The organism is Pseudomonas sp. C32, from assembly GCF_030417915.1.
In the GTDB taxonomy this organism is placed as follows: domain Bacteria; phylum Pseudomonadota; class Gammaproteobacteria; order Pseudomonadales; family Pseudomonadaceae; genus Aquipseudomonas.
In genome coordinates this window covers 201871-216276 of the sequence record NZ_JAUHUK010000006.1, presented here as the reverse complement: position 1 = coordinate 216276, position 14406 = coordinate 201871, and the positions used below count along the sequence as shown (strand labels likewise).

12 protein-coding genes and 1 pseudogene are annotated in these 14406 nt (G+C 59.6%); 10 read left to right on the top strand and 3 right to left on the bottom strand.

Annotated elements, in window-relative coordinates; genetic code table 11:
* The 3 genes from QYH43_RS09605 (at position 1) to QYH43_RS09595 (ending at position 3472) form a co-directional block, all read left to right on the top strand.
* Positions 1 to 1068 (top strand): polyamine ABC transporter substrate-binding protein, encoded by a 1068-nt coding sequence (locus QYH43_RS09605; protein WP_301156956.1) that lies wholly within the window; start codon positions 1 to 3, stop codon positions 1066 to 1068.
* A 68-nt stretch (positions 1069 to 1136) separates the two neighbouring features.
* Positions 1137 to 2093 carry an agmatinase gene (gene speB, locus QYH43_RS09600; protein WP_095056751.1) on the top strand — a complete coding sequence of 319 codons (957 nt, stop codon included), beginning with the start codon at positions 1137 to 1139 and terminating at the stop codon, positions 2091 to 2093.
* A 482-nt stretch (positions 2094 to 2575) separates the two neighbouring features.
* A complete protein-coding gene (locus QYH43_RS09595; protein WP_095056752.1) occupies positions 2576 to 3472 on the top strand; it encodes a LysR family transcriptional regulator in 897 nt (298 codons plus the stop codon).
* A gap of 57 nt (positions 3473 to 3529) precedes the next feature.
* Here the strand turns inward: QYH43_RS09595 and QYH43_RS09590 are convergent, their stop codons facing one another.
* The 3 genes and pseudogenes from QYH43_RS09590 to QYH43_RS09580 form a co-directional block, all read right to left on the bottom strand.
* Entirely contained in the window at positions 3530 to 3796 is a 267-nt protein-coding gene (locus QYH43_RS09590) for a hypothetical protein (RefSeq protein ID WP_301156935.1), read from the bottom strand.
* 300 nt (positions 3797 to 4096) lie between these two features.
* Positions 4097 to 4522, bottom strand: a complete 426-nt coding sequence (locus tag QYH43_RS09585) for a DUF2628 domain-containing protein (RefSeq protein ID WP_095056754.1) — start codon at positions 4520 to 4522, stop codon at positions 4097 to 4099.
* A 213-nt stretch (positions 4523 to 4735) separates the two neighbouring features.
* Positions 4736 to 5026: pseudogene (locus tag QYH43_RS09580) on the bottom strand (transporter); the annotation flags it as partial.
* A gap of 253 nt (positions 5027 to 5279) precedes the next feature.
* On the opposite strand from QYH43_RS09580, the gene QYH43_RS09575 reads away from it, so the two are divergent.
* The 7 genes from QYH43_RS09575 to QYH43_RS09545 all read left to right on the top strand — a co-directional run bounded on the left by QYH43_RS09575 (position 5280) and on the right by QYH43_RS09545 (position 14264).
* Positions 5280 to 5708, top strand: a complete 429-nt coding sequence (locus tag QYH43_RS09575) for a hypothetical protein (protein ID WP_095056755.1) — start codon at positions 5280 to 5282, stop codon at positions 5706 to 5708.
* 180 nt (positions 5709 to 5888) lie between these two features.
* Positions 5889 to 8015, top strand: coding sequence for a TonB-dependent receptor (locus QYH43_RS09570; protein WP_301156934.1), 2127 nt, complete (start codon positions 5889 to 5891; stop codon positions 8013 to 8015).
* Positions 8016 to 8217: 202 nt separating this feature from the next.
* Positions 8218 to 9591 (top strand): glutamine synthetase family protein, encoded by a 1374-nt coding sequence (locus QYH43_RS09565; protein ID WP_095056757.1) that lies wholly within the window; start codon positions 8218 to 8220, stop codon positions 9589 to 9591.
* A 7-nt stretch (positions 9592 to 9598) separates the two neighbouring features.
* Entirely contained in the window at positions 9599 to 10990 is a 1392-nt protein-coding gene (locus QYH43_RS09560) for an aldehyde dehydrogenase family protein (RefSeq protein ID WP_095056758.1), read from the top strand.
* Between the two features lie 3 nt (positions 10991 to 10993).
* Positions 10994 to 12154 (top strand): iron-containing alcohol dehydrogenase, encoded by a 1161-nt coding sequence (locus QYH43_RS09555; protein ID WP_095056759.1) that lies wholly within the window; start codon positions 10994 to 10996, stop codon positions 12152 to 12154.
* Between the two features lie 200 nt (positions 12155 to 12354).
* The gene (locus tag QYH43_RS09550) at positions 12355 to 13920 is read left to right on the top strand and encodes an amino acid permease (RefSeq protein ID WP_095056760.1); all 1566 of its coding nucleotides are present in this window, start codon (positions 12355 to 12357) and stop codon (positions 13918 to 13920) included.
* 44 nt (positions 13921 to 13964) lie between these two features.
* A complete protein-coding gene (locus tag QYH43_RS09545) occupies positions 13965 to 14264 on the top strand; it encodes a hypothetical protein (protein ID WP_301156933.1) in 300 nt (99 codons plus the stop codon).
* Positions 14265 to 14406 lie beyond the last annotated feature (142 nt).

Sequence of the window (14406 nt, the reverse complement as noted above, 5' to 3'; positions counted from 1 at the left end):
ATCTGCAGCCTGGGCCTGCTGACTGCTAACGCGTATGCGCAAGAGCGCACGCTGCGTGTCTACAACTGGTTCGACTACGTCGCCCCGCAGACGCTGGACAACTTCAAGAAGGAGAATGGCGCAAATCTGGTCTACGACATCTTCGACAGCAACGAAACCCTGGAGGCCAAACTGCTTACCGGCCACTCCGGCTATGACGTGGTGGTGCCGTCCGACAGTTTCCTCGCCAAGCAGATTCAGGCCAACGCTTTCCAGCCACTTGACCGCAGCAAGCTCCCCAACTGGAAGCATCTGGACCCGCAACTGATGAAGCTGATCGAGGCCAACGATCCGGGCAACCGCTTCGCCGTGCCTTACCTGTACGGAACCGTGCTGATCGGTTTCAACCCGGCCAAGGTCAAGGCTGCGCTCGGCGAGAGCGCGCCGGTGGACAGCTGGGACCTGATATTCAAGGAAGAGAACATTGCCAAGCTCAAACAGTGCGGCGTGGCCCTTCTCGATTCGCCGACGGATATGATCCCCATCGCCCTTCACTACCTGGGTCTGCCGCCCAACAGCACTCAGGCCAAGGACTACGAGAAGGCCGAAGAACTGTTGAAGAAGATCCGCCCCAACGTCGCCTACTTCCACTCCTCCAAGTACATGACCGATATCGCCAATGGTGACATCTGCGTGGCCGTGGGTTATTCCGGCAGTTTCTCCCAGGCGGCCAATCGCGCCAAGGAGGCCGGTAACGGCGTGGTGGTGGACATGCGCTTGCCCAAGGAAGGCGCACCGGTCTGGTTCGACGTGCTGGCCATCCCCAAGGATGCGAAGAACCCGGAGGATGCCCATGCCTTCATCAACTACTTGCTGCAGCCGCAGGTGATCGCCCCGATCAGCGACTTCGTCGGTTATCCCAACCCGAACAAGGACGCCACTGCCCTGGTCAGCCCGGAAATCCGCAACAACCCCAATCTCTACCCCGCCGCCGACATCCAGACTTCCCTGTTCCCGCTGGTGCCACTGCCGTCCAGTGCAGAACGCGCTCGCACCCGTGCATGGACCAAGCTCAAGTCAGGAACCTGACAGTAAATTGCGCTGTGTGAGCGTACACATTTCTGGGTCTGCTTCAGTTAAACCGCATTGAGAATCCCATGCTAAATGACAATTCAATAATCGATCAGGCGATGACGCGTGACAGCCTGTATGGCACCGACGGTGAACCGACCTACGGTGGTATCACCAGTTTTATGCGGCGTCGCTACACCCGCGATTTGCGTGGCGTGGATATCGCCATCAGCGGCATCCCGTTCGATACCGCGACCAGCAATCGACCGGGCAGCCGCTTCGGACCACGGGCCATCCGCGAAGCATCGGTACAGTCCGCCTGGGCGCGTCACTGGCCTTGGGAATTTGACCCGTTCGATCTGCTGGCGTGTGTCGATTATGGCGACTGCTATTTCGATTACGGCACCCCGGAGCAGACCCCGGCGGCGATCAGGGCCCATGCCGAGCGGATCCTGGCGGCGGGTACTGCGATGCTGACCCTGGGTGGCGATCACTTCATCAGCTATCCGCTGCTGCAAGCTCACGCGGCCAAGTATGGTCCGCTGTCATTGATCCATTTCGATGCGCACCATGACCTGGAGTCGGACGGCGAGGACAAGCGTATCGACCACGGCTCGATGTTCTATCACGCCGTCCGCGAAGGGCTGGTGGATCCTGCACGGTCCATCCAGATTGGCCAGCGCACGACCAATGACGACGTCATGGGCTTTCAGGTGCTCAATGCCAGCGAAGTGCATGATCGCTCTAGCAAGGAACTGGCGCAGATTATCCGGGCGCGCGTTGGCGACCATCCGGTCTATCTCACCTTCGATATCGACTGCCTCGACCCGGCGTTTGCCCCAGGCACGGGGACGCCGGTCTGCGGTGGACTATCGAGCCATCAGGCCTTGGCGATTCTGCGAGGTCTGCGCGGTATCAACCTGATCGGCATGGACGTGGTCGAAGTGGCACCGCCCTATGACCACGCCGAGATTACTGCGCTTGCCGGGGCCGCGCTGGCGATGGAGATGATCTGCCTGTATGCCGCGCGGCATAAGCTGTAAACCAGGGGGCTGGGCAGGCAACCCCGCCCGTTGAAACACCGCGTCCTGCTTAGTACCCAGGGGCTACAGAGGAGTGAATGAGCTCCGCAGGCCTGAGGGTAGTTTTTTATAGCTGGCCGGGCGCCCCGCAACAGATCGAAGCCTTCGCGCAGACCTACCGGGGCTTCGCGGGTGTCATCTCCTCGAAGGTGCCGGCCACTGGATACAGCGAGAACGCGCATCAGTGGTCAACGAACTGCTGTTGGGCTTTCTGAACGAGCCTTGATGAAGCAATTGAATGTCTATCCCAAGTGGGAGGGTTGTCAGTTAGCTGACCTGTCACGCTTATTTTTCCCTTTCTTTTCCGATGACCAGAAAATGCTCACCTCCATGACCAACCAGACAGCCCCCCTTGAATAAGCGCGAAAAGTGCCAGCTCGGGACTGCATGCTGCACACCTGCTTTAATACTCACCTCTCATTCATCCTGCAGTAGGTGCCATCATGGACATCAAGCAACTCAAATTCCTGATCGCCCTGGAGCAGACTCGACACTTCGGCCAGGCAGCTGCGCGCTGCCACATTACTCAGCCGACGCTGTCCATGCGCTTGCGCAATCTTGAGGATGAACTGGGTCTGGAACTGGTCACCCGAGGCCAGCGTTTTGAAGGATTCACCCAAGCGGGTGAACGCGTGCTGGCCTGGGCCAGAACCTTGCTGGCCGCCCATGACGGGTTGTTCGCCGAAGCCGCTGCGTGTCGCGGTCAGTTAGTCGGTAATTTGCGCCTGGGCCTGGTGCCACTCAGCGGCTTCAATCCAATCGGCTACATTCAGGCGCTTGCCAAAACCTTTCCGGAGCTCAAATACAGCCTGTCTTCCATGAGTTCAGACCAGATCATCGAAGCCCTGGGCACCAACCAACTGGACTTGGGTGTCTGCTATCTCGACCATGTGAACCCCAATTACCTGGAGTTTTTCGAACTGGGTGAAACCCGCGTCGGTTTACTGTACGACACGCGCCACTTCCATTTCGAAGGCACTGAAATGAGCTGGGAAGATGCCGCCGAACTGCCCTTGGGGATGATCAGTAATGGCATGCACTATCGAAAATCCATCGACCTGAGCTTCCGCAGCCGCGGGCTCGATCCGCAGCCGATTCTCGAAAGCGATTCGACGTATCAGTTGTATCAGGCAATCCACGAAGGTTTTTGCTGCTCGATCATGCCGCTGGACAGTGTCCTGGAAAACCCGATCGAGAATCTGGCCTTTATCAACCTGCCGGATGCCAGCGTGCTCGCCCCCCTGGGCCTGGTCATGCGCAAAACCGAACCGCGCTCGGCCATCGCCGAAAAATGTTTTGCTGAAGCCCGAAAGCTGTTTTGCGCACAGTCTGGGAGCTGATGCCGACTTCCCTAAAGCCCGCCTCGCGGGCTTTTTATTCCCTGCCCTCTGAACGTCTTACCGCCATTGGCGTTTTTTCTTTTTGGCGCTCTTGCGTTTTACGCCAGCAGGCTCAGCGCCTGGCGCTGGATCCTTGAGGGCAACCGTGGTCGATGGCCGCCGGAATCGATCCAGATCCCTGGTCCCCTTGCGCGCCACTTTGGCAAACAGCCAATAGAAGACGATGAGCAAGGGCACTGGCATGACCGCCATCAGCAGTGCGTGTTTGACGTCCGATAGACCGCTGGAGTCCACGTCCTCCAGCAACGAGACCAGTAGAATCATGGTCACCAACCACGAAAACAGGTTGCACATGCAGAGGGTCATCAACCGATAAAAAATCCGCCAGGGCCTGGAGGGATGATCGATGTTCTCGGAAGATGGCGGGATGACTTGTTGAGGTATCACGACACAGCAGCCAATGATTCCGGCGGCAAACTGAAAGGCTAAAACGTAAGGTGTCAGTGTCATGAGGAGGGGCAATCAAGTGCAGTGGCGAGGAGCACGCTGAGGAGTACACATGCGCTCTGGGCTTGAATCAGGGTCATATTGGCTATGACCCTGAAGCTCTGTTTCTGGAATTGTTTACCAGCGCATGCCTTTAAACGGATTCCATCCCTGTTCGCCTTTTCGTTCCTTGAGGTAGTAAGCGTAGTTGGTCGAAAGGGCGTAAAGCAGATTGAAGCAGAAGCCCACGGCAAAGTTGATTTGCTTGGCAAAGCTGACGTCGACGAGAGCGAAGACAACGTCCAGCGCGAGGGAAATGGCAATGAGGATCGCAAGCAGCGTCAGGTTTTTCTTCCACAGGCCCAGCACAAACAGGTAAATCGGCCCAAAGAAGAACGCAATGATGTTGGCGTTGATCTTTATCTTCTGTTTGAAGGGAAGTTGCTGCATTGCCGATTTGTAATCCGGTGCATTGGGCGCACCGTGAGCATCAAAAAACGCGAAACGCTCCTGCCATTTTGCGTTGTACTTGCTGCTGTCTTGCACTTGATCTGTCGTGTTCATTCAATAAGTCCTTTAATCCCTGAATGGTGTGTCTTCCAGATGTCCTTGGTGCTGCGTTGTATCTGGCCTGTTTCATATAGCCATTGCCAGTGTCATGAATGACCGGCAGATATGTCAAGTAGCCACCAAGCCACCGTATGAGCGCTCCTCCCGAAGTAAGTTCCCACGCCAAACCTATTTTTTACACACCCTGTTCGGCGCTGGCGCTACTACGATACCGGACTTGTCCGCTTGCCCGCCGGGAACCAGGCCGTGCTGGTCAATGACCGGCAGGATGGTTCGGGAAATCAGATTCCACTCGTCGTTGATACTGAAAGGCAGCACCGGCCGGATATTGATGACGCTTTGATAACCCTCCCCGCGGGGGCCGAGTTTCTGGTTCCAGTTGTATTGAATAGGCACGCTGTAGAGTGCGGCCACCGGGTTGAGCGATTGCTTGGCCAATTCTGCCTGGCTATCGGCTGACAGGCCGATATCGGGATAAATGAATGCAAAAGCCACCACCGGTGTGTAGCGATTTTTTTATTCATCAGCAACGCTTCCCGACTTGGAGAACATGGACTACCACTTGATAGGTGTGGCTGATCCAGGCCGGTTCAGCTTAGTTCAGGTTTTCTCGACTATAACTAAACGAATTGAGAAGGACAGCGCCGCGCCAGCGGGCTGAATGCCGATCTCTGGGTATTCATTCGCAGTTGCGCCTGATTGAACGGCCAACAGACGTTGGCTCAATACACTTCCAGCAGAGGATGCTGACATGCCCCCGTCTTCATCGCTTCGACTCTCAAGATGGCAGCGACCGTTGCTCGTCGCGGCCCTCGTTGCCAGTGTGCTGGCGTTAGGTGCCTGCGCATCGGTAGATGCACAGACCACAGCTTATGTCGGCGTCGAACACCCTGAGCCGACCCTGCCCAATGAAGTCCAGGTGCTACGCACTGAACCGACAAGACCCCATGTGCGGTTGGGCGAAATCCTGGTCGATGCCTCGGTCGACCCGGCACCGCCGATCACCGAGGTCGAACAAAAACTGCGTGAAGAAGGCGCCAAGCTTGGCGCGGACGCCGTGGTTGTCGTTTACGACCGCATTCAACCCGTCGCGGCCTATGTCACTGGGCCGTTGTGGAGCCGGGACATCGAAACGATTCAAGGACGCAAGCTGAAAGGCATTGCAATCAAGTACCAATAACGAGGTGAACCGCAAGGCAGTTAAGCTGTACCTGCCTTCTGCAAAAATCTTGTAGGAGCGAGCAAACTCGCACCTACAAGACCTCCCCCGGCAAATAAAGCAAAATTGCCATGTGTTCCCCTCGTTCTTTCATACGTCGCAGTGTTCACTGCCCGTTTTTGTCTGTCTGGAGTTTTCTCGATGTCCTCGCCCAATTCCCTGCCCGCAGCGCTGCTGGGGCTGGCCCTTGTCTGTCCGGCCATGACCCAAGCCCAAGGCCTGGAACTGGGGCAAGTGCTGATCGGCGCCGAGGATCAGAGCGACGAAGACCAGACGATCGAAGACGCCAAGGCCCGGCTGGCCGAAGTGCCCGGCGGCACCAACGTGGTCGACATGCGCCGTCCGCTGCAAGGTCGCGTCGCCAGCAATCAGGATGTATTGGCCTATCAGCCCGGGATATACGCCCAGTCTGCCGGCAACGAAGGCACCAAGATTTCGATCCGCGGATCGGGGATCAACCGTGCACCGGGCGCCCATGCTTCGGGGTTGTACGCCATGCTCGACGGTCTGCCGTTGACCGGTCCTGGCGGTACGCCCTATGAATTGCTGGAGCCGCTGTGGCTCGATCATGTGGAAGTGTTGCGCGGCGCCAACGGTTTCGACAGGGGTGCATTGGCCTTGGGCGGGGCCATCGACTACATCAGCCATACCGGCTACGACGCGCCGAAATTGCAGGTGCGCTACGCGACAGGCAGCCACGGTTATCAGCAGCGTCAGGTCAGTTCCGGGCAGGTGTTGGGAGCGTTCGACTACTACGTCGCCCTGACCGATGCGAACACCGATGGTTATCAGGACCACACGGCCAGCAAGAGCCAGGGCGTCATCGCCAACTTCGGCTATCGCTTCAACCCGAACCTGGAAACGCGCTTCTACCTGCGCCATCGTTCGACCGACAATGACCTCGCCGGCCGCGTGACCAAACACTCCATCGAACACGACCCACGGGCAGCCAACCCCGCCTACGTGAAGCGCGACGACAGCCGTGACCAGCCGGGCAGCACGTTTATCGGTAACAAGACCACGTTCTACATCGATGACGATTCAAGCATCCAGACCGGCCTTGTCTACCACGACTACCCCATGGACCTGCGCGAAGGGCCCAACCGCCTGAAGGTCGCGTACACCGATGTCAGCGGCACGTTCGATTACAAACGCCGCGACACGCTTTGGGGCCTGGCGAGCAACAGCACGATAGGCCTGCGCGTCACCAAACATTTGCCCAATGCCGGCGCCAGCGAGTTCGTGCGCATCCCCACCGGCAACACCGCCGGTTATGCCCCGGGCACGCTCATGCGCAACTTCACCTATCAAGGTTCGGACACCGTCCTGCATGTGGGCAATGATCTGGAAATCGCCGATGACCTGTGGCTGACCACCGGCCTCGCCGCGATCTACACCCGTCGTGAAAGTGATGTCACCTACCCGCAAGAAGGCGGCAAGACCAGCCTCAACGATTGGGACTACGCCCCGCGCGTGGGCCTGCGTTATCAAGTGACGCCGGACCTGCAACTGTTCGGCAACCTGAGCCGCTCGGTCGAGGCGCCACACCCGTGGTCGCTGATCTACAGTTCCAACATTCGTTTCCCGGTCGGCAGCGGCCCGGCCACCGGCACTCAGCGCGACCCGATCGAGCTGCAAAACCAGACCGCGACCACCCTGGAACTCGGCGGTCGTGGCGACAGTGCGATGGGCCAGTGGAGCCTGTCCTGGTACTACGCTCAAGTACACCACGAATTGCTGTCGGTGCTGCCAGATGCCAACGCCACCACGCCTTACGAACTCAACGCCAGCCCCACGGTGCATCAGGGCGTGGAAGCCAGCCTGCAAAGCAACCTGTGGTCCGGCGACGATGGCGGCCAACTGAACTTGCGCCAGAGCTACACCTTCAGCGACTTCCACTACAGCGACGACGATCACTTCGGCGACAACCGCCTGCCGGGCCTGCCGATGCACTACTACCAGGGCGAACTGCGCTACGACTGGACGCAGGGTTTCTTCACCGCGCTCAACACACAGTGGGTGTCCAAGGTCGCGGTCGATTACGCCAACAGCTACTACGCCGATCCTTACGCGATCTTCGGCGCGACCCTGGGCTACAACGCCCCCAAGGACGACTGGCAGACCTGGCTGGACATCCGCAACCTGACCGACAAGCACTACGCCGCCACCGTCACGCCGGGTTACGACGACAAAGGGTTGGACGCGGCGCGGTCGACGCCTGGCGAGGGAATGGCGATGTACGTCGGGGTGTCGTGGAGCCTGCGCTGAGGCCTCGCTGCACAGCTGAAATGTCGCTGAACAAACGGGGAAAAACAGGTTTCGATCATCGAAACTTGCGAAAAGCGACAGTCAGCTAAGCTTAGGCTCAGCTAATTGCCCACGATGCTCGCGGCGGCAGTGTTTGGATTTTTCTGGAGAGCGTCTGCAACAGCTATTCAGAGAATTCCAACATTAGCGCAGGACTGCCGTGATGACCGAGCCTCTCCTCAGTTTTGACGAACTCAAGCGTGCTGCTGCCAACGGCGAAATCGACACCGTGCTGGTGTGCATGGTCGACATGCAAGGTCGACTGGTCGGCAAGCGATTCCAGGTCGAGTTTTTCATCGACAGCGGCCATGAAGAAACCCACTGCTGCAACTACCTGCTGGCCGACGACATCGACATGGAACCGGTGCCAGGGTACGCGGCCGCCAGCTGGAGCAAAGGCTACGGCGACTTTGTGCTCAAGCCCGACATGCGCACCTTGCGCAAGGTGCCGTGGCTCGAATGCACGGCGCTGGTGCTGTGTGACGTGCTCGATCATCACCATCGGCAAGACCTCCCCCACAGCCCGCGGGCGATCCTGAAAAAGCAGGTCGAGCGCCTGCGCGAGCGCGGCTACACCGGCATGTTCGCCTCTGAACTGGAGTTCTACCTGTTCGACGAAAGCTACGAGGCCATCCACAAACGCAATTACCTCAAGCCGAAAACCGCCGGGCACTACATCGAGGACTACAACATCCTGCAGACCACCCGCGAAGAACCGGTGTTGCGGGCGATCCGTAAACACCTGCAAGCCTCGGGTATTCCCGTCGAGAATTCCAAGGGTGAATGGGGGCCGGGCCAGGAAGAGATCAACATCCGTTATGCCGATGCCATGACCATGGCCGACCACCACGTGATCATCAAGCACGCCTGCAAGGAGATCGCGCAGCTACAGGGCAAGGCGATCACGTTCATGGCCAAGTGGCGTTATGACGCGGCCGGTTCCAGCAGCCATATCCACAATTCGCTGTGGGACAAGAACGCGAAAAAGCCGCTGTTTTATGACGCCAAGGCCGAGTTCGGCATGTCCATACTGATGCGCTCCTGGGTCGCCGGGCAGCTCAAATACGCCAACGACATCACCTGTTTTCTCGCGCCTTACATCAACTCCTACAAGCGTTTTCAGGCGGGCACGTTCGCCCCGACCCGGGCGGTATGGAGCCGTGACAACCGCACCGCCGGCTTTCGTTTGTGCGCCGAGGGCAGCAAATCCATCCGCATCGAATGCCGCATTGGCGGCGCCGACCTCAACCCGTACCTGGCCTTCGCCGCCCTGATTGCGGCAGGGCTGGCCGGCATCGACGAAAAACTCAGCCTCGAAGCGCCCTTCGAAGGCGATGCCTATGTCGACGAGCATTTGCCGGAAGTCTCCAAGACCCTGCGCGAGGCCAGCGCCGCGCTCAAGGGCTCGAGCATGTTGCGCGAGGCGTTCGGTGACGAAGTGATTGACCACTACGTGCACACCGCCGAGTGGGAACAGAAAGAGTACGACCGACGGATCACCGACTGGGAACTGCAGCGCGGCTTCGAGCGCTATTGAGTAGCTCATGACTTCAATCATTCAACTGATCTCACCGGTCGATGGCCGGGTCTATGCCGAACGTCAGTACGCCGATGCGGCCGCGATCGAACAAGCGCTGGCCGCCGCCGCAAACGCCCAGAGCCAATGGAAACGTCGACCGCTAAGCGAACGCGCGGCGTTTTGCAGCGCTGCGGTGGACGCGATGTTGGCCATGAAGGATGAAATCGTCCCGGAACTGGCCTGGCAGATGGGTCGCCCGGTGCGCTTCGGCGCTGGCGAACTGCGCGGTTTCGAGGAGCGTGCACGGCATATGATCGCCATTGCACCTGACGCACTGGCGGCGCACGAACCCACGCCCATCAACGGGTTTCGACGGCTGATCAAACGTGAGCCACTGGGCACTGTGCTGGTGGTCGCCCCGTGGAATTACCCGTACCTGACGGCGGTCAACACGATCATCCCGGCACTGATGGCCGGCAATGCCGTCATCCTCAAGCATGCCTCGCAAACGCTGCTGGTCGGTGAGCGTTTCGCCGAGGCCTTGCGTCGCGCTCATCTACCCGATGGGTTGTTCCACAACTTGCTGCTCGATCATGCCCAGACAGCCGCGATCATTGGCTCCGGATGTGTGCAGCAAGTGAATTTCACCGGGTCGGTGGATGCGGGCAAGGCCATGGAAAACGCCGCCTCGGGACACTTCCTCGGCGTGGGTCTGGAGCTTGGCGGTAAAGACCCGGCCTATGTGCGAGCGGACGCCAATCTGGAGCATGCGGTAGAAAACCTGGTGGACGGCAGCTTCTTCAACTCAGGACAGAGTTGCTGCGCCGTTGAACGGATCTACGTCGATGAAAAAATCTACCCGCCGTTTATCGAGCGCTTTGCCGAGTTGACCCGACAGTACGTGCTGGGCAATCCGCTGGATGAAGCCACCACGCTCGGTCCGTTAGTGACACCGGGGGCGGCGTTCTTCGTCCGTGGGCAGATCGCCGAAGCGTTGGCCCAGGGCGCCAATGCCCTGATCGATTCGCAAGCCTTTGCCGCCGACGTGCCGGGCAGCGCCTACCTCGCGCCGCAGGTGCTGGTCGACGTGACCCACCAAATGTCGGTCATGCGCGATGAAAGCTTTGGTCCGGTGGTCGGCATCATGCCGGTGAGCGGCGATGACGAAGCCATCGCCTTGATGAACGACAGCGAGTTCGGGCTCAGCGCGTCAATCTGGACCCAGGACCTCGATGCCGCCGAACACCTGGGCAACCTGATCGACACCGGCACCGTCTTCATGAACCGCTGCGATTACCTGGACCCGACGCTGGCCTGGACCGGGGTGAAAAACAGCGGGCGCGGCGTCACGCTGTCGCGCCTCGGCTACGAGCACCTGACCCGCGCCAAATCCTTCCATTTGCGCCACGAGATTTGAGCCATGAGCCTGACTGGAAACTGGAATTACCCCACGAGCATTCGTTTCGGTGTCGGCCGCATCAGCGAGCTGGCCGAGGTCTGTCGCAGCCAGGGTATCCAGCGACCGCTACTGGTCACCGACAGTGGCCTGGCCCGGGCCCCGATCACCACGGCCGCACTGAACGCGATGCGCGATGCGGGCCTGGGGGCCGAGTTGTTTTGTGACCTCAAGCCCAATCCCGTCGAAGCCAACCTGGCCGGTGGGCTCGACGCCTGGCGTGCGGGAAAACACGATGGCGTCGTCGCCTTTGGCGGCGGCAGCGGCCTGGACATGGGCAAGCTCATCGCCTTCATGAGTGGCCAGACCCGCCCCGTCTGGGACTTCGAAGACATCGGCGATTACTGGACCCGCGCCGATGAAAGCCGCATCGCCCCGGTCATTGCCGTGCCGACGACCGCCGGCACGGGCTCCGAAGTGGGCCGCGCCGCCGTGATCATCGACGAGCTGACCCACACCAAACGCATCATCTTCCATCCGAAAATGATGCCACGCGTGGTCATCAGCGACCCGGCCCTGAGTGTCGGCATGCCGGCCAAAGTGACGGCTGGCACCGGCATGGATGCCTTGTCGCATTGCCTGGAAGCCTACTGCGCCCCCGGTTTTCACCCGATGGCCGACGGGATTGCCGTGGAAGGCATGCGCCTGGTGGCCCAGGCGTTGGTGCGCGCGGTACTCACCCCGTCCGATCTTGAAGCACGCGGGCAAATGCTCGCGGCGGCGGCGATGGGCGCCACTGCATTTCAGAAAGGTCTGGGCGGTATGCATGCGCTCGCGCATCCGATCGGCGCGCTGTACGACACCCACCACGGCATGACCAATGCGACGCTGATGCCCTACGTTCTGAAATTCAATCGCCCGGCCATCGAAGAACGCATCACCCGTCTGGCTGCGTACCTGCGTCTGCCCTCCCCGGGCTTCGACAGTTTCATGGCCTTCGTCCTCAAGCTGCGCAAGGACATCGCCGTGCCGCACACGCTGTTCGAGTTGGGAGTGGATGAGCAGCAGGCCGAGCTGATCGCGGACATGGCAATTGTCGACCCTTCCGCCGGGGGCAATCCGTTGCCCTTGACCAAGGCCGGCGTGACGGAGATTTTCCAGTCGGCATTCCACGGACGTTTGTAGGCGCGAGCTTGCTCGTGATGGACTCAAGGGCGACGCGGCTATTCAGAAAGCACGCGTTATCGTTGACGTCCATCGCGAGCATGCTCGCTCCTACAGACAGGTTTATCGGTTGCAAACAGGAGCAGTACGACAAGGGGTTGAAGGCCAGACCATCCGGTATTCCGGATGGATGCGTATCAAAACCTGAAGGGGCACACAACATGAACCCAGCAAGCCAGCCCGGCACCGGCGCACCGCCAGACGACGACACCAAGGTGCTGCACAGCATGGGCTATGCCCAGCAGCTCTCGCGAAGAATGGGCGTTTTCTCCAACTTTGCGATTTCCTTTTCGATCATCTGCATCCTCTCCGGTGGCATCAACTCTCTCGCCCAGGGCACTTCCGGGGCGGGCGGTGCCTCAATCGGCATCGGTTGGCCGATCGGCTGCCTGATCTCCGGGGTGTTCGCCCTCGCCATGGCGCAGATCTCCTCGGCCTACCCCACCGCTGGCGGCCTGTATCACTGGGGTTCGATCCTTGGTAACCGCTTCACCGGATGGCTGACGGCCTGGTTCAACCTGCTGGGGCTGGTCACTGTGCTGGGCGCAATCAATGTCGGTACCTATTACTTTTTCTTCGGTGCCTTCGGCCCGGGATTGGGCATGGAGGACACCACCACGACCCGGGTGATTTTCCTGGCGATCCTGACCGGGGTGCAGGCCTTGTGTAACCACTTGGGCATCGGCCTGACGGCCAAGCTCACGGACTTTTCCGGTTACCTGATTTTCGCCACTGCGCTGGCGTTGACCATCGTTTGCCTGATCTCGGCACCGAGTTATGAGTTCGCCCGACTGGTGACGTTCGCCAACTATTCCGGTGAGGCCGGCGGCAGCGTCTGGCCAGCGGTGTCCAACGGCTGGATTTTCATGCTCGGCCTGCTGTTGCCGATCTACACCATCACCGGCTACGACGCCTCCGCGCACACCTCCGAAGAAACCCGCAACGCCGCCATGTCGGTGCCACGGGGCATGGTGATGTCGGTGGTCTGGTCGCTGCTGTTCGGCTGGGTGATGCTCAGCTCGTTCGTGCTGATGCTACCGAACATGGATGAGGCTGCCAGCAAAGGCTGGAGTGTGTTTTTCTGGGCCATGGACACTCAGGTGAACCCGACATTGAAGCTCGCGTTGTATGTGGCGATTTTCATCTCGCAAGTGCTCTGCGGATTGGCGACGGTCACCTCTGTTTCTCGCATGATCTTCGCCTTCTCCCGTGACGGCGGCCTGCCGTTTTCCAAAGCGCTGTCTTCGGTCTCCCCGACCTTCCGCAGCCCGGTCGCGGCGATCTGGACCGGTGCCACCCTCGCCGTCCTGTTCGACTGGGGTTCGTCGGTGATCTCGGTCGGTGCGACGCCGGTTTATACGATCGTGGTTTCCTGCACGGTGATCTTCCTGTTCTTCTCCTTCATCATTCCTATCGTGCTGGGTCTGTTTGCCTACGGGACACCGAAATGGCCGACCATGGGGCCCTGGAACATCGGGCGCTTCTGGTACACCGTGTTCGCCCTGCTCTCGGTGCTTTCGATGGTGATCATTTTCATCATCGGCATTCAGCCACCAAATGATTGGGCGCTGTACATCACCATCGGTTTTCTGGTGTTGACCGCCATCGTCTGGTTCGGCTTTGAAGCCCGGCGCTTTCAAGGCCCGCCGGTGGGTGACATGATCGTCAAGCGCCAGGCCGAGATTGCGGCGGCGGAAGCGGCGTTGAACACGCGCGCGGGTGGCTGACGCCATTGCGTTCGGCCCGTTGGCGACACAGAGGGGGAAGCAGGATGACTGGAATAACAGAGCGCAAAGGCTCGACCTGGGGCCTGCTTTCCCTGCTCGCCATCAGTCTGGTGTTGATTCCGGGCTGCTCAGGCAACAAGTCCACGACTCGCTATGCGGCCCCCCGCATTGGCTCGGCGTGTTATGCAAAAGCGCTTCCCACTGTAGGTGAAGGCGGCCTGGCCTGGGGCGACACCTTGAGCATGGCGCGGCAAAAATCCCTGAGCAATTGCGCGCGCTTTGCGGGGCGATCCGGTGGAACGCCGAGTACCTGCCAAGTGGTGCTGTCAGAGTGCAAGCATTGATACAGCGGATTTTCGTTTGTGCGCCGCTTTTGCCGTTCTGTGCGACAGATCGCCTTTCAGGGGCTCCCGCATCACGCCCTCACGGTGGTAGTTTTGGAAATATCTGATTAAACGATCAGACTTTTCCCACAAACCGCCTGCA

What these genes read in the sequence shown, in the direction of transcription:
- QYH43_RS09565 (WP_095056757.1), top strand. Translation starts at nt 8,218, where the DNA reads ATGACCGAGCCTCTCCTCAGTTTTGACGAACTCAAGCGTGCTGCTGCC.
- QYH43_RS09550 (WP_095056760.1), top strand. Translation starts at nt 12,355, where the DNA reads ATGAACCCAGCAAGCCAGCCCGGCACCGGCGCACCGCCAGACGACGAC.
- QYH43_RS09575 (WP_095056755.1), top strand. Translation starts at nt 5,280, where the DNA reads ATGCCCCCGTCTTCATCGCTTCGACTCTCAAGATGGCAGCGACCGTTG.
- QYH43_RS09595 (WP_095056752.1), top strand. Translation starts at nt 2,576, where the DNA reads ATGGACATCAAGCAACTCAAATTCCTGATCGCCCTGGAGCAGACTCGA.
- QYH43_RS09585 (WP_095056754.1), bottom strand. Translation starts at nt 4,522, where the DNA reads ATGAACACGACAGATCAAGTGCAAGACAGCAGCAAGTACAACGCAAAA.
- QYH43_RS09590 (WP_301156935.1), bottom strand. Translation starts at nt 3,796, where the DNA reads ATGATTCTACTGGTCTCGTTGCTGGAGGACGTGGACTCCAGCGGTCTA.
- QYH43_RS09555 (WP_095056759.1), top strand. Translation starts at nt 10,994, where the DNA reads ATGAGCCTGACTGGAAACTGGAATTACCCCACGAGCATTCGTTTCGGT.
- speB (WP_095056751.1), top strand. Translation starts at nt 1,137, where the DNA reads ATGCTAAATGACAATTCAATAATCGATCAGGCGATGACGCGTGACAGC.
- QYH43_RS09570 (WP_301156934.1), top strand. Translation starts at nt 5,889, where the DNA reads ATGTCCTCGCCCAATTCCCTGCCCGCAGCGCTGCTGGGGCTGGCCCTT.
- QYH43_RS09545 (WP_301156933.1), top strand. Translation starts at nt 13,965, where the DNA reads ATGACTGGAATAACAGAGCGCAAAGGCTCGACCTGGGGCCTGCTTTCC.
- QYH43_RS09560 (WP_095056758.1), top strand. Translation starts at nt 9,599, where the DNA reads ATGACTTCAATCATTCAACTGATCTCACCGGTCGATGGCCGGGTCTAT.